This window comes from Nocardioides anomalus (assembly GCF_011046535.1).
GTDB lineage: Bacteria > Actinomycetota > Actinomycetes > Propionibacteriales > Nocardioidaceae > Nocardioides > Nocardioides anomalus.
In genome coordinates this window covers 142571-158219 of sequence record NZ_CP049257.1, presented here as the reverse complement: position 1 = coordinate 158219, position 15649 = coordinate 142571, and the positions used below count along the sequence as shown (strand labels likewise).

At 74.0% G+C, this 15649-nt stretch carries 22 protein-coding genes and 1 pseudogene; 11 read left to right on the top strand and 12 right to left on the bottom strand.

The features are described 5' to 3' along the window. Positions 1–11 precede the first annotated feature (11 nt). The gene (locus tag G5V58_RS00880; protein WP_165227925.1) at positions 12–686 is read left to right on the top strand and encodes a hypothetical protein; all 675 of its coding nucleotides are present in this window, start codon (positions 12–14) and stop codon (positions 684–686) included. Further along, on the top strand, positions 647–1087 hold the full coding sequence (locus G5V58_RS00875; RefSeq protein ID WP_165227923.1) for a hypothetical protein: 441 nt from the start codon (positions 647–649) through the stop codon (positions 1085–1087). The genes G5V58_RS00880 and G5V58_RS00875 overlap by 40 nt, the downstream gene beginning before the upstream one ends. On the opposite strand, the gene dapF is transcribed toward G5V58_RS00875, so the two are convergent. Genes dapF through miaA form a run of 6 tightly spaced genes read right to left on the bottom strand, consistent with a single transcriptional unit; the run spans position 1056 to position 7583 of the window. Beyond that, positions 1056–1844, bottom strand: a complete 789-nt coding sequence (gene dapF, locus G5V58_RS00870) for a diaminopimelate epimerase (RefSeq protein WP_165227921.1) — start codon at positions 1842–1844, stop codon at positions 1056–1058. The two genes, G5V58_RS00875 and dapF, sit on opposite strands and share 32 nt — an antisense overlap. Further along, the gene (locus G5V58_RS00865; protein ID WP_230486981.1) at positions 1831–2478 is read right to left on the bottom strand and encodes a pyridoxamine 5'-phosphate oxidase family protein; all 648 of its coding nucleotides are present in this window, start codon (positions 2476–2478) and stop codon (positions 1831–1833) included. Before G5V58_RS00865 ends, dapF begins: the two co-directional genes overlap by 14 nt. Before the next feature lie 37 nt (positions 2479–2515). Next, a complete protein-coding gene (gene ggt, locus G5V58_RS00860; protein WP_165227919.1) occupies positions 2516–4375 on the bottom strand; it encodes a gamma-glutamyltransferase in 1860 nt (619 codons plus the stop codon). A gap of 25 nt (positions 4376–4400) precedes the next feature. After that, on the bottom strand, positions 4401–5186 hold the full coding sequence (locus G5V58_RS00855) for an SDR family NAD(P)-dependent oxidoreductase (protein WP_165227917.1): 786 nt from the start codon (positions 5184–5186) through the stop codon (positions 4401–4403). Continuing rightward, the gene (locus G5V58_RS25695; protein WP_230486980.1) at positions 5183–6640 is read right to left on the bottom strand and encodes a helix-turn-helix domain-containing protein; all 1458 of its coding nucleotides are present in this window, start codon (positions 6638–6640) and stop codon (positions 5183–5185) included. The genes G5V58_RS00855 and G5V58_RS25695 overlap by 4 nt, the downstream gene beginning before the upstream one ends. Before the next feature lie 4 nt (positions 6641–6644). Next, complete coding sequence (gene miaA / locus G5V58_RS00840) at positions 6645–7583, bottom strand: tRNA (adenosine(37)-N6)-dimethylallyltransferase MiaA (protein ID WP_165227915.1); 939 nt, start codon at positions 7581–7583, stop codon at positions 6645–6647. A 17-nt stretch (positions 7584–7600) separates the two neighbouring features. Here miaA and G5V58_RS00835 point away from each other — a divergent pair, with 17 nt between their 5' ends. The 5 genes from G5V58_RS00835 to G5V58_RS00815 are packed head-to-tail and all read left to right on the top strand — an operon-like array spanning position 7601 to position 9106. Then, positions 7601–7804, top strand: coding sequence for an antitoxin (locus G5V58_RS00835; RefSeq protein WP_165227913.1), 204 nt, complete (start codon positions 7601–7603; stop codon positions 7802–7804). Beyond that, positions 7801–8028: a hypothetical protein gene (locus G5V58_RS00830; RefSeq protein ID WP_165227911.1), complete on the top strand. Its 228-nt coding sequence runs from the start codon at positions 7801–7803 to the stop codon at positions 8026–8028. The genes G5V58_RS00835 and G5V58_RS00830 overlap by 4 nt, the downstream gene beginning before the upstream one ends. After that, positions 8025–8504: an NUDIX domain-containing protein gene (locus G5V58_RS00825; protein ID WP_165227909.1), complete on the top strand. Its 480-nt coding sequence runs from the start codon at positions 8025–8027 to the stop codon at positions 8502–8504. The genes G5V58_RS00830 and G5V58_RS00825 overlap by 4 nt, the downstream gene beginning before the upstream one ends. Then, positions 8497–8775, top strand: a complete 279-nt coding sequence (locus G5V58_RS00820) for a hypothetical protein (RefSeq protein WP_165227908.1) — start codon at positions 8497–8499, stop codon at positions 8773–8775. The genes G5V58_RS00825 and G5V58_RS00820 overlap by 8 nt, the downstream gene beginning before the upstream one ends. A 28-nt stretch (positions 8776–8803) precedes the next feature. Then, positions 8804–9106, top strand: a complete 303-nt coding sequence (locus G5V58_RS00815; protein ID WP_165227906.1) for a hypothetical protein — start codon at positions 8804–8806, stop codon at positions 9104–9106. On the opposite strand, the gene miaB is transcribed toward G5V58_RS00815, so the two are convergent. Further along, positions 9103–10560, bottom strand: coding sequence for a tRNA (N6-isopentenyl adenosine(37)-C2)-methylthiotransferase MiaB (miaB, locus tag G5V58_RS00810; protein WP_165227904.1), 1458 nt, complete (start codon positions 10558–10560; stop codon positions 9103–9105). The two genes, G5V58_RS00815 and miaB, sit on opposite strands and share 4 nt — an antisense overlap. An 82-nt stretch (positions 10561–10642) precedes the next feature. On the opposite strand from miaB, the gene G5V58_RS00805 reads away from it, so the two are divergent. Further along, complete coding sequence (locus tag G5V58_RS00805; RefSeq protein ID WP_165227902.1) at positions 10643–10945, top strand: hypothetical protein; 303 nt, start codon at positions 10643–10645, stop codon at positions 10943–10945. A 3-nt stretch (positions 10946–10948) separates the two neighbouring features. Here G5V58_RS00805 and G5V58_RS00800 read toward each other — a convergent pair whose 3' ends face one another. Continuing rightward, a complete protein-coding gene (locus G5V58_RS00800) occupies positions 10949–11344 on the bottom strand; it encodes an NUDIX domain-containing protein (RefSeq protein ID WP_165227900.1) in 396 nt (131 codons plus the stop codon). Between the two features lie 33 nt (positions 11345–11377). Here G5V58_RS00800 and G5V58_RS00795 point away from each other — a divergent pair, with 33 nt between their 5' ends. After that, positions 11378–11650, top strand: coding sequence for a hypothetical protein (locus G5V58_RS00795; RefSeq protein WP_165227898.1), 273 nt, complete (start codon positions 11378–11380; stop codon positions 11648–11650). Here the strand turns inward: G5V58_RS00795 and G5V58_RS00790 are convergent. After that, positions 11592–12098, bottom strand: a complete 507-nt coding sequence (locus G5V58_RS00790) for a hotdog fold domain-containing protein (protein ID WP_165227896.1) — start codon at positions 12096–12098, stop codon at positions 11592–11594. The genes G5V58_RS00795 and G5V58_RS00790 overlap by 59 nt on opposite strands. 50 nt (positions 12099–12148) lie before the next feature. On the opposite strand from G5V58_RS00790, the gene G5V58_RS00785 reads away from it, so the two are divergent. Then, on the top strand, positions 12149–13213 hold the full coding sequence (locus G5V58_RS00785) for a TIGR03857 family LLM class F420-dependent oxidoreductase (RefSeq protein WP_165238473.1): 1065 nt from the start codon (positions 12149–12151) through the stop codon (positions 13211–13213). Positions 13214–13217: 4 nt separating this feature from the next. Here G5V58_RS00785 and G5V58_RS00780 read toward each other — a convergent pair whose 3' ends face one another. From G5V58_RS00780 to G5V58_RS26535, 3 genes and pseudogenes are all read right to left on the bottom strand, one after another. Next, the gene (locus tag G5V58_RS00780; RefSeq protein ID WP_268991282.1) at positions 13218–13397 is read right to left on the bottom strand and encodes a metal-sensing transcriptional repressor; all 180 of its coding nucleotides are present in this window, start codon (positions 13395–13397) and stop codon (positions 13218–13220) included. A gap of 164 nt (positions 13398–13561) precedes the next feature. Then, a complete protein-coding gene (locus G5V58_RS00775) occupies positions 13562–13879 on the bottom strand; it encodes a VOC family protein (RefSeq protein WP_329957550.1) in 318 nt (105 codons plus the stop codon). Between the two features lie 382 nt (positions 13880–14261). Then, positions 14262–14735: pseudogene (locus G5V58_RS26535) on the bottom strand (methyltransferase domain-containing protein); the annotation flags it as partial. 67 nt (positions 14736–14802) lie between these two features. On the opposite strand from G5V58_RS26535, the gene G5V58_RS00765 reads away from it, so the two are divergent. Beyond that, positions 14803–15612, top strand: a complete 810-nt coding sequence (locus G5V58_RS00765; RefSeq protein ID WP_165227890.1) for an alpha/beta fold hydrolase — start codon at positions 14803–14805, stop codon at positions 15610–15612. The last annotated feature ends 37 nt before the right edge of the window (positions 15613–15649 follow it).

Below are 15649 nucleotides of genomic sequence, written 5' to 3'. Positions count from 1 at the left end.
CGTCGGCCGGGGTGCTGGCCCTCGGCCTGGTCGCGCTGGCCGTGCTGCGGGCGCCGTGGTGGCTGCACGTGCTCGGCGTCGGCGCGGTGAGCCACCTGGTCGTGCTGGCCGCGAGCGCGGGCGACGACGGCCGCAGCGTGTCGCCCGCGCTGCTGCCCAGCTCGTGGCCGCTGCTGGCCGTGGTCGTCGCGGCGGTGGCGGCACCGCTGCGCGAGGAGGGACCCCGTCGGCCGCTGCCGCCCGTCGGGCACGCCGTGGTCGGGGCGTGCGTGCTCGCGGTGGGGGTCGCCGGACCGGTCGGCTGGTTCTTCGCGACGCTCGCGTTCTTCGGCGAGGAGCCCTCGCCCGGCGACTACCGCGACGCGGTCGGGATCGCGGTGGGCAGCGCCGTCCTGCTGGCGGCGGGGGCGGTCCTGGTCCGGGTGCGGTGGCGGACCTGGTCGGCGGCCGTCCCGGCTGCGGTCGGCCTGGTCGTCCAGGCGGGCGTGGTCGCGACCTGCCTGCCCTCGGCCCACCGCTGGCCGGCCCTCCACGCGGCGTACGTCGAGGGAGCGGCGCTGGTGCCCACCTCGTGGCCGCTGGCCGCGCTCCTCGTCGTCGCGGTGGTGACCGGCGCGCCGGGCCGCCGTCCTGGCAGGGTGGGGCCGTGGAGTCCCGACGCGGTGCGCTCGCCGTCGTCGGCCTGAGCGTCGCGGTCCTCGCCTGCTGGGTCAACGGCATCCTGGTGCGCACCGTCACCGTGCACGTGCAGTTCCTGGGCGCCGAGGCCGACCGGAGCGACTACCGGGTGGCGGCGGGTGCCGGGGTGATGACCGCGGTGCTCCTGCTGCTCGGCGTGTTCGCGCTGGTCGTGCTGGGGAGCCCGGCGTGGCTGGTCTACGCGAGCGCCGGTGCGATGGCCACGCAGCTCGCCTTGGGCGTCACCGCTTGGTGGAGCTCGCGGGCGGTCGACGACACGGTGGTGCTGACCAGGTCGGTCTGGGACGGCGTGCGCGACGTGCTGGTGCTGCCGGGGTCGTGGCCGCTGCTGGCCGTGCTCGTCGTCGCGGTCGTGGTCAGAGTGCGGTCGTCCCGCGCGCCACGATGACCGCGGGCCCGGTGAGCAGCACCCGGTCGTCCGCGGTCCAGGTGACGTGGAGCGTGCCGCCGGGGACGTCGACGCGGTAGGTCAGGTCGACGCCGGGCTCGCGCTCGTCCGCGGCCGCGGCCACCATGACCGCGCAGGCGCCGGTGCCGCACGAGCGGGTCTCGCCCGAGCCGCGCTCGTGCACCCGCATCGCGACGTGCCGGTCTCCCCGGCGCACGACGAACTCGACGTTGACGCCCCCGGGGTAGACCCCGGCGTCGTACGACGGCTCGTCGTGCAGCGGGCCGGCGTCGTCGAGGGAGTCCACGAACGCCACGGCGTGCGGGTTGCCCATGTCGACGTGCCGGGCCTCCCAGGACCGCTCGCCGACGGCGACGGTGGAGGTGCCGAGCAGCTTCGGGGCGCCCATGTCGGCGGTGATGAGCTCACCGTCGACGGTGAGCGTCTTGACGCCGTCGCGGGTGTCCACCTCGATCGGGCTCTGCGCGAGACCGGCGTCGACGAGGTAGCGCGCGAAGAGCCGGATGCCGTTGCCGCACATCTCCGAGACCGAGCCGTCGCTGTTGCGGTAGTCCATGAACCAGCGCTCGTCGCGCCGGGCCACGCGCAGCACGCCGTCGCCGCCGATCCCCGCGCGCCGGTCGCACAGGGCGCGCACGCGCTCGGGGGTCAGCAGCGCCTCGTCGAGCTCGGGCAGGAGGACGAAGTCGTTCTCGGTGCCGTGCCCCTTGAGGAAGGCGTAGTCAGTAGAGGCCACGTTCGTAGTTCGACTCGTCGTAGTAGTCGTCGAGCTGGGCGATCGACATGCCCGCCGGCTCGACCTGGCTGGCGATGACCGCGCGCCGCGGGACGTGCGCCTCCGGGTCCCAGGTCTCGGGCTTCCACAGCCCGGAGCGCAGGAACGCCTTCGCGCAGTGGAAGAACAGGTCCTCGATCTCCACGACCAGCGCGAGCAGGGGACGGTGGCCCTTGACCACCATGGCGTCGAAGAACGGCGCGTCGCCGACCAGGCGCGCCCGGCCGTTGATGCGCAGGGTGTCGCCGCGACCCGGGATGAAGAAGTTCAGCCCGACGTGCGGGTTCTCCAGCACGTTGCGGTAGCCGTCCACCCGGCGGTTGCCGGGCCGCTCGGCCAGCGCGATGGTGTGGTCGTCGAGGACGTGGACCAGGCTCCCGGCCGGGTCCCCCTTGGGCGAGGCGTCGCAGCGACCCTCGGCGTCGGCGGTCGCCACGACGCAGAACGGCGAGGCCGCGAGCCACGCGCGGTCGACGTCGAGCAGGGCCGGCCGGCCCTTGGTCGCGGCCCGCTCGTTGGGCTCGCCGACCAGGGCGACCAGCTCGTCGACGGAGTCGATCGTCGCCCAGGCGGACGGGAGGGCAGCGGCGGTCACCCCTCCAGCGTAGGGGTGACCGCCGTCGGCCTCCGAACTACTTCTTGACCACCGTGGCGGCGCCACCGCCGCGGCGCACCGGCTCGGCGGCCACGGTCAGCTGCTGGCCGGGACCGAACTCGATCCCGGTGGCCGCGCCGATCTCCGCCGCCGACGTGCCGGCCGCCCCCACCACCGTGAGCTGGTGGCCGAGCGCCGCCAGCGCGGCGCCGTACGCGTCGAGGTAGGCCTGCTCGGCCGGGACCGGCGTCTTGTTCGACGGCGCCACGCGGGGCGCGGCGATGGCCTGGGGCAGGGTCAGCCCGAGGTCGATCCGGTTGACCAGGATGCCGAGCACCGTGGTGATGATCGTCGAGCCGCCGGGCGAGCCGACCGCGAGGAACGGCTTGCCGTCCTTGAGCACGATGGTCGGCGAGATCGAGCTGCGGGGCCGTTTGCCGGGCTCGATCCGGTTGGGGTCGGCCGGGTCGTAGACCGTGCTGAAGTCGGTCAGCTCGTTGTTGAGCAGGAAGCCGCGCCCGGGCACGACGATGCCGGAGCCGCCGGTCTGCTCGATGGTGAGGGTGTACTCGACGACGTTGCCCTGCTTGTCGGCCACCGTGAGGTTCGTGGTGTTGACGTTCTCGGTGTCGGGCGCGTCCTCACCGCGGGTGTTGGGCGTGGCGCAGACGCCGTCCGCGTTGGCCACGTTGCCGGCCGGGACCGGCACGGCGAAGGCCTTGGTCGGGTCGATGAGGCAGGCCCGCTCCTGGGCGTACAGGTCGGAGAGCAGGGTGCTCACCGGGACGCCGTCCTGGTCGCCGAGGTACTTCGCACGGTCGGCGAAGGACAGGTGGGCGGCCTCGATGACGAGGTGCTGCACCTGGGCCGGGCTGAGCGACTTCAGGTCGTAGCGCTCGAGGATGTTGAGCGCCTCGCCGACGGTGGTGCCACCGCTGGAGGACAGCGGCATGCCGTAGACGTCGTACCCGCGGTAGTCGACCTGGGTCGGCTCGTGCTGGACGACGTCGTACTTCCGCAGGTCCTTGGGCGTCATCGAGCCGCGCGGCACCGGCAGGTCGGTCTTGCGGACCGGCGGCTTGCGCGTGGTCTTGGCGATCTGGTTGGCCAGCGGGCCCTTGTAGAACGCGCCCATCCCCTTGCGGGACAGCAGGTCGTACGTCGCGGCGAGGTCGGGGTTGCGCAGCACGCTGCCGGCCTTGGGGGCCTGGCCGTGGCGCAGGAACAGCTTGCGGGTCGAGCTGAACGCGTTGAAGCGCTCGCGGTTGTCCGCGGTCTGCTGGGCGAAGGTCTGGTCGACGACGAACCCGTTCCTGGCCAGCTTCGCGGCCGGGGCCAGCACGTCGGCCAGGTCCATCGAGCCCCAGCGGTCCAGCGCGGCCTGCCAGGTCTTCGGGGTGCCGGGCACGCCGACCGAGACGCCGCTGGTGACCAGGTCCGGCGTGAACGTGTAGGGCTTGCCCGTGGCCGGGTCGATGAAGGCGTCCGGCTTGATCCGGCGCGGCGCGGTCTCGCGGCCGTCGAGCGTGGAGACCTTGCCCCTCTTCGCGTCGTAGTAGACGAAGTAGCCGCCCCCGCCGAGCCCAGAGCTGTACGGCTCGGTCACGCCCAGCGCGGCCGCGGTGGCGACCGCGGCGTCGACCGCGTTGCCGCCCTCCTTGAGGACCTTGAGGCCGATGCGGGAGGCGTAGGGGTCGACCGAGGTGACCGCACCGCCCTTGCCGACGACGGTGGCCCGGCGCTTGGGCTCCTTGGCCTTCTTGGCGGCCGTCTTCGCGGTGGTGGTGACGGCCTGGGCCGTCTTCGCGCTGGTCTGGTCGGCCTGCGCAGGCGGGCCCTGGAGAGCCGCGGCCGCGAGGGCGGCCGTGCTGAGGGCGACGAGGGATGCCTTGAACATGTCGCGCGACGTACCCGAAAGGGTGCTACTTCAAGCCTGGGTGGCTCCGCAGCACGGGGAGCAGCAAGGTGCGCGGCGTGACCTGGGCCAGGCGGGCGGCGACCCGGTTGACCACGCCCGGGATGACCACCATCCGGCCGCGGTCCAGCCCGTCGACGGCCTGGCGGGCGACCTCGGCCGCCTCGACCCACATCGCCCTCGGGAGCGCCGCCTCGGCCTCCTCCTGCGTGAACCCGGCGCGCTCACCGAAGCCGGTGTGCACCGGGCCCGGGCACAGGCAGCTGGCGGTCACGCCCGTGCCCTTCAGCTCGCCGACCAGCGACTGGGTGTAGGAGAGGACGAACGCCTTCGCACCGCCGTACGCCGCCTGGGCGGGCAACGGCTGGAACGCGGCGGTCGAGGCGACGTTGAGCACCGCGCCGCGGCGGCGCTCGACCATCCCGGGCACGAAGCGCGCGCAGAGGTCGACCACCGCACCGACGTCGAGGTCGACCAGCGCCAGCTCGGCCTCGGGGTCGGCGCGGGAGACCGGGCCCATGGTGGAGAAGCCGGCGTTGTTGACGAGGACGTCGACCGTCCCCTCGACCCGGCCGGGGAGGGTCGCGCGCGCGGTCCGGTCGGCCAGGTCCAGGGCGATGACCTGGTGGCCACCGAGCTCGTCGGCGAGGGCGCGGAGCCGGTCCTCGCTGCGGGCCACCAGCACCAGCCGGTGACCGCGCCGGGCGAGCTCCCGGGCGATCTCGGCGCCGATGCCGCTCGAGGCGCCCGTGACCAGGGCGACGCGGTCGGGGCCGGGCTCGGGAAGGCTCACGCGGGCAGCGTAGGTCCGAGCACGTCGTAGCGCGCCGCGATGAAGTCACGGTTGCGGTGCACTTCGACCAGCGCGAGGTGCCAGCGGCGCGGGAAGAGCGGGCGGCCGGCGCCGAGGGTGACGGGGGCGATGTGGCAGACCAGCTGGTCCAGGTGCCCGGCCTCGGCGAACTGCGCGGCGAGGTCCCCGCCACCGACGATCCACACGTCCTGGCCGCCGGCGGCCGCGACCAGCTCGTCGTGGAGCGGCCCGACGTCGCCCCGGGCGAAGCGCACGTCGGCGCCCTCGACCGGCGCGAGGTCACGGTGCGTGACCACCCAGGTCGGGAGGGCGTAGGGCCACGGCTCGCCTGACGAGGCCAGGTGGTCGGCGACCCACTCGTAGGTCGTCGCGCCCATCGCCAGCGCACCGACGCCGGCGATGAACTCGCCGTAGGCGAGCGGACCGGACTCGTCCTGGTCCTGCACGAACAGCCAGTCCAGCGAGTCGTGCTCGTCGGCCAGGAAGCCGTCCAGCGTCATCGCGGTGTAGTAGACGGTCCTCACGCCTCGGTCCTCCCCCGCAGCCACGTGATGGGGTCGCCGGTGTCCACCTCGACGCCACAGCCGCGCAGCAGCTGCCGGGCCAGCTGGCGGCGGTGGATGGAGAAGGTCAGCACGTGCGCGACCACGCTGCTCAGCACGAAGCTCTCCGGCGGCTCGCACAGCGCGTCGACGATCCGGTCGTCCCAGGCGCCGCGGCGGGTCGACGTCGCGGACCACCGCCAGCCAGCGCGGCGCGACGTCGTCGTGCCGCTCGAGCAGCGTGGCCGCTTCGTCACCGCGCGCCGGCGGGTGGTCGGTGCCCTCGACGGCGGCGAGCCAGACCTCCTTCGTGGCGACCAGGTGGCGCAGCGCGTCGGCCAGCGACTCGTCGGGGCCGTCGAAGCCGAGGACGTCGTTCCCGGGCAGCTGGACCCGCCGGTACGCCGTGTCGTCGAGCCCCTTGGCCAGCTCCAGCAGGGCGCGGGTGTCGTCGAGGTCGTGGGCCACGAGCTGCTCGGTCAGCGGGTCCATGCGCCGCTCCTCGGTGTGCACCCACAGCGAGGTGGGCGGGTGGAAGTGGATGCCGTTCGGCGCGGGCAGCCAGTGGTGGGCGTCGGTGGGGGTGCTCGGCGTGCGGCCGTACGCGCGGACGAAGGCGCGACTGAAGCCCTCGACCGACTCGTAGCCGGCCGCGAACGCCGCGTCGGTCACGCTCGTGCCCCGCCGCAGCTGCCAGGCCGCGCGCTCGAGCATGACCCGGCGGCGCATGGCCACCGGCGGCTCGCCGGCGTCGCGGCGCAGCAGCCGGCTGAAGTGGTAGGGCGAGGCGTAGGCGCCTCCGGCCATGTCCCCCAGCGTGCGGTGGTCCTCGTCGAGCACGGCGTCGAGCAGCTCCCGGAGCCGGTCCCGGCCGGTCGGCTGCTCGCTCATGGGGTCAGTCTGGCGTGGTCGCGCCCGGCTCGACCCGACCGATCTTGCCCACCGCCTCGACGGCGCGCTCGACGCGGTCGGGGTCGTCGTACCGCACCCAGACGATGCGGGGGTCCTTGCGGAACCACGAGTCCTGGCGGCGGGCGAACCGGCGGGTGGCCCGGGCGGTCCGCTCCCGGGCCTCGGTCTCGTCGAGCTCGCCGCGCAGCAGCGCGATGACCTCGCGGTAGCCGATGGCGCGCGAGGCGGTGCGGCCCTGCTCCAGGCCGTGGTCGAGCAGGTGGCGGACCTCGTCGACGAAGCCGCTGGCGAACATGGCGTCCACGCGCTCGGCGATCCGGCGGTCGAGGGTCTCGCGGTCGATGTCGACGCCGATCTGGACGGTGGCCGGGTCGGCGTACTCCAGCACCGGGAGGCTGGCGCTGAACCGCTCGCCGGTCAGCTCGATGACCTCGAGGGCGCGCACGGTGCGGCGACCGTTCTCCGGGAGGATGCCCGCCGCGGCCTCGGGGTCGCGCTCGGCCAGCAGCGCGTGCAGGGCGTGCGGACCGCGCGCGGCGAGCTCGGCCTCCCACCGGGCGCGGACCTCCTGATCGGTGCCGGGAAACTCGAAGCGGTCCAGCACGCTGCGGGTGTAGAGCGCCGAGCCGCCGACAAGGACCGGCGTGACCTCGCGGGCGCGCAGCCGGTCGATGACCTCGCGGGCCCAGCGCTGGAACTCCGCGACCGTGGCCGGCTCGGTCACCGTGAGGGTGTCGAGCAGGTGGTGCGGGATGCCGCGGCGCTCGTGGGCGGGCAGCTTGGCCGTGCCGACGTCCATGCCGCGGTAGACCTGCATCGCGTCGGTGTTGACCACCTCGCCCCGCAGCCGCTCGGCCAGGTCGAGCGAGAGCGTCGTCTTGCCCGAAGCGGTCGCTCCGACCACGGCGACGATCGGGACCATGGGGATAGTGTCGCGCCATGGGCTTCCTGGACAACGCCAAGGACAAGCTGAAGAAGGCCGTGGACGACCACGGCGACAAGATCTCGGACGGGATCGACAAGGCCGCGGACGTGGCCAGCAAGAAGACCGGCGGGAAGTACGACGACAAGATCGTCACCGGCACCGACAAGCTCAAGGACGGGCTGGACAAGCTCGACGGCAAGGACGACGACCTCCGGTGACGACCAGCGACGCGCCGCAGCCGCCCGGCGGGCCGCAGCGGCAGGACGCCGCCGACGGGCCGGTGCAGCCGAGCAGCAACGAGCAGGGCGCGCTGCCGGACACCGACGACGACGCCACGGACCACGAGCTGCCGCCGGTGACCGGCGAGCCCGAGCAGTCCGAGGCGGCGGCCGAGGTCCAGGAGGAGAACGCCGAGACCTCGCTGGACCAGCCCTCGCAGTGAGCCCGCTGGACCGCTTCGTCGTCGTGCCGGCGGCCTACGTGTTCCTGCTGCGCGACGGGGTGACCGGTCCCGAGGTGCTGCTCCAGCTGCGCCAGGGCACGGGCTTCATGGACGGCCACTGGGCCGCCGCGGCAGCGGGGCACGTCGAGAGGGGCGAGACGGCCGTCGACGCCGCCCGGCGCGAGGCGCGCGAGGAGATCGGCGTCGACGACCTGGTGCTGGAGTTCCTGACCTCGATGCAGCGCACCCGCGGCGGCGAGCCGATCGACGAGCGCATCGACTTCTTCTTCAGCGCCCGGTCGTGGTCCGGCACGCCCCGGATCGTGGAGCAGGCCAAGGCGGCCGACCTGGGGTGGTTCCCGCTCTCGGCGCTGCCGGACCCGGTGGTGCCGCACGAGCGGCGGGTGCTCCAGGGCCTCATCGAGGGCGGACTGCCGCCGTACACCACCAACGGATTCGGAGACGACGATGACTGACGAGCAACCGACGCAGACCGGCGACCTGGGCGAGCAGCCCGAGCCGGTCACCGAGCCGGGCGAGCCCAACCCCGGCGGCGTGGACGCGCTGCCCGAGGACGACGAGAACGTCCCCGCCGACCTCGACCCCGACCACAACCCGGCCACCGACGAGGCGCCCGAGCCGCTCCAGGAGGAGCTCGAGCAGGGCGAGGACACCGGCACCGAGGCCACCGAGAGCGACGGCGGCGAGCACGAGGGCTCCTCGGGCGACGAGGAGTCCCCGGCCTGACCGGCCCGGCCGCGGGTACCGCTCACCCATGAGCGGACACGAGCAGGACACCGACATCCGCGACTCCACGCCCAACTCCGGCGGCCCGGACCGCGCCGAGGGCGGCATGGGCGTCAGCAGCGAGCGCGTCGGCCAGGCCGGACCGGGTCAGCAGACCACCGACGGCGTCCGCGACACCTCGCCGCCCGAGGCCGGTGCCACCGAGCCGGACTCCGCGGACGGTGAGGCCGAGCCGGTCGAGGGGCTGGCGCCCAAGGCCGGCTACCCGAGCCTGGACCCGCGCTCGGCGGACAAGCCCTACGAGGCGTCCCCGGACATCAAGAGCCTCTAGCCGCAGGCGTTCGCGGCGGGCAGTGGCGCCGGTACGCCGACGCTCGGCATGCCCAGGCCGATGGTGGGCTCCGTCGGCTCGCTCGTGCGAGCCGCCCAGGCGTCGCCGCTGCGCGTGCGGCGTACGCCGAGCACGCGGTCCGCTACCAGGTGGTGCGGCGCGGCGTAGGTGACCTCGACGGTGGCCACGTCGCCGGGGCGGACCTCGGCCTCGGGCGCCTGGAAGTGCACGAGCCGGTTGTCCGGCGCGCGGCCCGAGAGGCGGTGGGTGGCGGCGTCCTTGCGGCCCTCGCCCTCGGCCACCATGACGTCGAGGGTGCGGCCGACCTGGCGCGTGTTCTCGGCCCAGGCGACGTCGTTGACCAGTGCGGCCAGGCGCTCGTACCGGTCCTTGACCACCTCCGGCGCCACCTGGTCCTCGAGGACGGCGGCGGGGGTGCCGGGGCGCTTGGAGTACTGGAAGGTGAAGGCGCCGCTGAACCGCGCCTGCTCCACCACGTGCAGCGTCTGCCGGAAGTCCTCCTCGGTCTCGCCGGGGAAGCCCACGATGATGTCGGTGGTGATCGCGGCGTCCGGGATCGCCGCGCGGACCCGGTCGATGATCCCGAGGAACCTGGCCTGCCGGTAGGACCGGCGCATGTCCCGCAGCACCTTGTCGGAGCCGGACTGCAGCGGCATGTGCAGGCTCGGCATCACGTTCGGCGTCTCGGCCATCGCCGCGATGACGTCGTCGGTGAACTCCGCAGGGTGGGGGCTGGTGAAGCGCACCCGCTCGAGCCCGTCGACGTCCCCGCACGCCCGCAGCAGCTTGCTGAAGGCCTGCCGGTCGCCGAACTCCACGCCGTAGGCGTTGACGTTCTGGCCCAGCAGCGTCACCTCGCTGACGCCCTCGGCCACCAGCGCCTCGACCTCGGCCAGGATCTCGCCCGGTCGCCGGTCCTTCTCCTTGCCACGCAGGCTCGGCACGATGCAGAACGTGCACGTGTTGTTGCACCCCACGCTCACCGACACCCACGCCGCGTACGCCGACTCGCGGCGCGTCGGCAGCGTGGACGGGAAGACCTCGAGCGACTCGAGGATCTCGACCTGCGCCTCCTCCTGCACCCGCGCCCGCTCCAGCAGTGCCGGCAGTGACCCGATGTTGTGGGTCCCGAAGACCACGTCGACCCACGGCGCCCTCTGCGTGATCGTGGCCCGGTCCTTCTGGGCCAGGCAGCCGCCGACCGCGATCTGCATCCCCGGACGCGCGGCCTTCTTCGGCGCCAGGTGGCCGAGGTTGCCGTAGAGCTTGTTGTCGGCGTTCTCCCGCACCGCGCAGGTGTTGAAGACCACGACGTCGGCGTCCTCGCCCTCGCCCGCGCGCGCGTAGCCCGCGTCCTCGAGCAGCCCGCTCAGCCGCTCGGAGTCGTGGACGTTCATCTGGCACCCGTAGGTGCGGACCTCGTAGGTGCGCATGACCGGTCCAGGGTACGAGCGACCCGCGCCGATGGCCGACTCGTCGGGCCACGGCAGGACGGCGCCGCCTAGGCTCGTCGGCGTGACGTCGCGCTGGTCGGTCGGCTCCCACGACTCCGTGCTGTCCCTGTGGTCGGACCGCTCGGTGCTGTCCATCGGGTCGGTGGGCTCGTGCCTGTCGCTGGGCAGCGTGGGGAGCTTCGCGTCGGCGTTCTCGGTGGGCTCGTCGCAGAGCCTGGGCTCCTGGCTGTCGCACCAGAGCACCGGCGGCACGCTGGCCCACCAGCGCGACGGGTCGGGCGGGCGTGCGGCGGCGCTGGGTGCCGCGGCGGCGGTGGCCGCGGGCGCGCACCTGTGGTTCTGGGGGCGGCGCCGCAGCCGGTGACGGCTAACGGCCGTCGCGCAGGGCGCTGAGCAGCGCGGCGCGGACGGGCGGGTGCACGGGCGGCGGCAGGGCGTCCAGGGCGACCCAGGCCAGGTCGTCGTGCTCCTCGGGCGCGGTGTTGGTCGGCGTACCGACCCACTCGCGCACCAGCCAGGCGCTGAGCGTCACGGGCTCGCCGGCCGGGGCCGCCACGAGGCTCACGAGGTGGGAGCCGGTCGCGATGCGCACGCCGAGCTCCTCGCGCAGCTCGCGGGCCAGGGCGTCCGGCTCGGACTCGCCGGCCTCGACCACGCCGCCGGGGAGGTCCCAGACGCCGGGGTAGGCGGCCTTGTCCGCCCGGCGCAGCGCGAGCAGGAGCCGGTCGTCGCGGACCAGGGCGCCGAGCACGACCGTCTGCACCGGCCCATCCCAGCACGCGCCTACGCTCGAGGGGTGGTGAGCCACGACCTGGACGACGAGACGCTGCGGCGGCTGGCGCGGTCGTTCTACGTCGTCAAGATGGCGCGGTACGCCGGGCTGCTGGTGGCGCTGCTGGCCATCGGCGCCCTGGCCACGGCGCGCTCCGCGCCGACGTGGGTGCCGGTCGTGCTGGGCGGGTTGGCGGTGGCCTTCGTGGCGGCGATGGTGGTGACGCGGGCGCGCTACGTCAGCGCGCAGCGCCGGCCGCGGCCGCCGACTCCGCCGGGCGCGCCTTCTTCTCGGTGACCCAGAGGTTGATCACGCCCTCGATCACGACCTGGCCGTCGCGGTCCACGCCGCGGACGCGGACGGGGAGGTCGGGGTCGTCGCCGGCCCACTGCGCGGGCTCGGTCTCGGCGATGCAGGTGATGTCGCCCTGGGCCTTGGCCGTGTAGCTGACCGTCATCCCCTTGGGGATCCAGCGCTTGCTGGGCGGGATGGTCGCCTCGGCCAGCGCGCCCATGGCCGCCTCGAGGCCGTTGCACAGCGCGATGGCGTGGACGGTCCCGAGGTGGTTGTGCACCCGGCGGCGGTCGGGGATGACCAGCTCGGCGCGATCGGGCTCGATGACGGTGAAGCGGGGCCGGATCGAGGCGAAGTACGGCGCCTTCTGGGCGAAGGCCAGCGAGAACACCCGCACGCCGACGACCGGGACCGACGCGCACCGGCGCCACAGCGAGAGGACCTGGCTCATGCCCGAATGTTACTCGTCGGTAGGAAGTAGCGTCCAGGGCCGTGACCCAGATGTCCGAGTTGGCCTGCTACGGCCTGGCCGGGCACACCGACCAGCCGGCCGACCTGCTGGCCGAGGTGCGGCGGGCCGAAGAGCTGGGCCTGGGCTCGGTGTTCTTGTCCGAGCGCTTCAACGTCAAGGACGCGGGCGTGCTGGCCGGCGCGGCCGCCGCGGCCACGACCCGGTTGGGCATCGCCACAGCGGCGACCAACCACAACACCCGCCACCCGCTGGTCACCGCCACGCTGGCCACCACGATGCACCGGCTGAGCGGCGGGCGGTACGCACTCGGCCTCGGTCGCGGCTTCGACCTGCTCTTCGACCTCATGGGCCTGCCGCGGGTGACCGGCGCGCAGCTCGAGGACGCGATCGGGATCTACCGGCGCCTGTGGCGCGGCGAGGCGTTCGGCCACGACGGTCCGGCCGGCCGCTACCCCTACCTGAGTCAGGACGCGTCCTTGAACGAGGACGTCCCGGTGCTGCTGATGGCCATCGGCGACCGCAGCCTGGAGCTGGCGGGCCGGGTGGCCGACGGCGTCGTGCTGCACACGTTCCTCACCGACGAGACCTTGGCCCGCGCCGTGCGCACGGTCCGCGCCAGCGCCGAGCGCGCGGGCCGTGACCCGGCGAGCGTCCGGGTCTGGTCGGTGCTGGCCACGGTGAGCGACGAGGTGGCCGAGGAGCAGCGGCTGCGCAAGCTGGTCGGCCGGCTCGCGACGTACCTGCAGGGGTACGGCGCGGTGCTGGTCCGCGCCAACGGCTGGGACCCGGCGGCCCTCGAGCGGTTCCGCGCCGACCCGCTCGTCCAGGGCTACTCCGGCGCGTTCGACGCCGTCGGCACGGTCGAGCAGCTGACCCACCTGCGCGACGTGCTGCCTGCGGAGTGGCTGGCGGCCAGCGCGACCGGGAGCCCCGAGCAGTGCGCGGCCCGCATCCAGGACCAGCTGGACGCCGGCGCGGACAGCGTCGTGCTGCACGGCGCGACCCCGACCGAGCTCGCGCCGGTGCTGAGCGCATGGCGCACGAGGAGGCCGGCGGGGCTCGACGCCCTGCCGGCCAACCCGGGCAAGCTCTGAGCTGTCAGGCGAGCGAGAGGAAGAACCGCTCCAGCTGGTCCAGGTCCTCGTCGCTCACCGCCCCTTGTCGCGCAGACTCGCGCAGCTCGGCGGCGATGATGGCGAACCCGGCGCGGTCCAGTGCGCGCGAGACCGCCTTGAGCTGGTTGACGATCTCCTGGAGGTCCCGACCCTCTTCGAGCATCCGGAGCACGCCGGACAACTGTCCTTGGGCGCGCTTGATCCGGTTCACGACCTGGGTGGACCCCGTGGACGTCGATGGCGCTTGAGTCACGCCAGCATCACTCCCCCCGAGTTGACGTCTGCTGGGACGGTCTCGCCCGGACCAACGCTTTGTCAACCGGACGGTTACGGTTCCGGGCGACGTCCTGGCAGGTCAGCGAGGATTTCCACCCGGTTGCCGACCCCGTCCCCCGTGTGCACTCTGCAGTACCCCGGGAAGCTCGCCCACTCACCACGGTCCACCGGGTGGCCCAGGCCGGTCAGCCGGGCGGCCACCTCCTCGAGGTCCGCGACCGAGTCGAGGACGAACGCCGGGTGCGCCTTGCGGGCCGGCGCGAACGGCTCCTCGACGCCCACGTGCACCTCCGCGACGACCGCGCCGGTGTCGTCGAACCCGCGGAACCACACCCCGCCCCGCCCGGCCAGCTCGGGCGGCTTGGCCACCTCGACCAGCCCGAGGCCCGCGCCGTAGAAGCGCCGGGCGGCGTCCTCGCCACCCGGCGGGCAGCTCACCTGGACGTGGTGCAGCCGGATCACCGGTGCGCGACCGCGAACACCCGGCGGAACGGCAGCAGCACCGTGCCGTCGGCCCGCGGGGGTACGCCGCCGCGAGGCGCCGCTTGAACTCCGCCTCGAACGCCGGGCGCAGGTCGTCCGGCAGCGCCTGCAGCGTCGGGCGCGCGCCGGTGGCCGCCACCCAGGTGAAGACCGGGTCCGGGCCGCTCAGCACGTGCGTGTAGGTCGTCTCCCACACGTCGACCGCGGCGCCCGTCGCGGCCAGCACGTCGTAGTAGGCCGCCGGGTCGTGGCTGGCCGGGTGGTCCACACCGGCCACGTGCTCGGCGTACGGCGCCTCCGCGGCCAGCTCGGCGCGCAGCGTGTGGCTCGGCTCGTCGAAGTTGCCGGGGACCTGGAAGGCGAACCAGCCGTCCTCGGCGACCCCACCCATCAGCGCGGTCAGCACCTCGAGGTGGCCGGGCACCCACTGCAGGGTCGCGTTGGAGACCAGGACGTCGACCGGGCGATCCGGGCGCCAGTCGCGGAGGTCGGCGATCTCGTAGTCCACGCGCTGGCCGCGCTCGCGGGCCTGCGCGACCATCTCGGGGCTGGCGTCCAGCCCGAGCACGTGGGCGTCCGGCCAGCGCTCGGCCAGGAGGCCGGTGAGGTTCCCCGGCCCGCAGCCGAGGTCGACCACCTCGTGCGGGTCGTCGGCGGCGACCCGAGTCACCAGGTCCAGGAACGGCCGGCCGCGCTCGTCGGCGTAGGTCAGGTAGCTGCGCGGATCCCAGGTGTGCACCATGCCTCCAAGTGTCTTGACATCAAGATAGTTGAGGTCGAGAGAGTTTGTCGAGGCCTACGCTGCGCTCGTGACTGCTGCGTTCCCGGTGGCCGCCGACGGCGACGGGCCTCCGCTCCTCTGCCTGCACGGAGGCCCGGGACTCTCGGACTACCTGGCCGACCTGGGCGAGGAGACGGCCGGGTGGCGGCGCATCAGCTACACCCAGCGCGGCCTCGCGCCGTCACCGACCGACGGGCCGTTCACCCTCGCCCAGCACGTGGCCGACGCGATCACCGTGCTCGACGACCTCGGCCTCGACGAGGCGGTCGTCCTGGGCCACAGCTGGGGCGGCTTCCTCGCGGCGCTGCTGGCCGCGGAACACCCCGACCGGGTCCGTGGGCTGCTGCTGGTCGACCCGCTCGGGGTGGTCGGCGACGGCGGCTTCGGCCGCTTCGCCGAGCAGATGCTGGCCCGCACGCCCGACGAGGACCGCCGGCGCGCCGACGAGCTCGACCGGCGGGCGATGGCCGGCCAGGGCACCGAGGCGGACGCCGTCGAGTCGCTGCGCCTCGTGTGGCCGGCCTACTTCGCCGACCCGCCGACCGCCCCGCCGATGCCGGACCTCCGGCTCGGCCTCGCGGCGTACAGCGCGACGCTCGAGGAGGTCCTGGCCCTGCTGGCCTCGGGCGAGCTGCCGGCGCGCGCCGCGGCCTGTGACCAGCCGGTCGAGGTCCTCTACGGCCTCGGCAGCCCGTTCCCGGTCGAGAGCGCGCTCGACACCGCGGCGGCGTTCGCCCAGGGCCGCGCGACCGGCGTGCCCGACGCCGGGCACTTCCCGTGGCTCGAGCAGCCGGGCTGTGTGGCCGAGGCGCTGCACCGCCTCGCCCAGCGACTCTGAGTCTCTCGACGTCAAGAATCTCGACGGGCCGTACCCT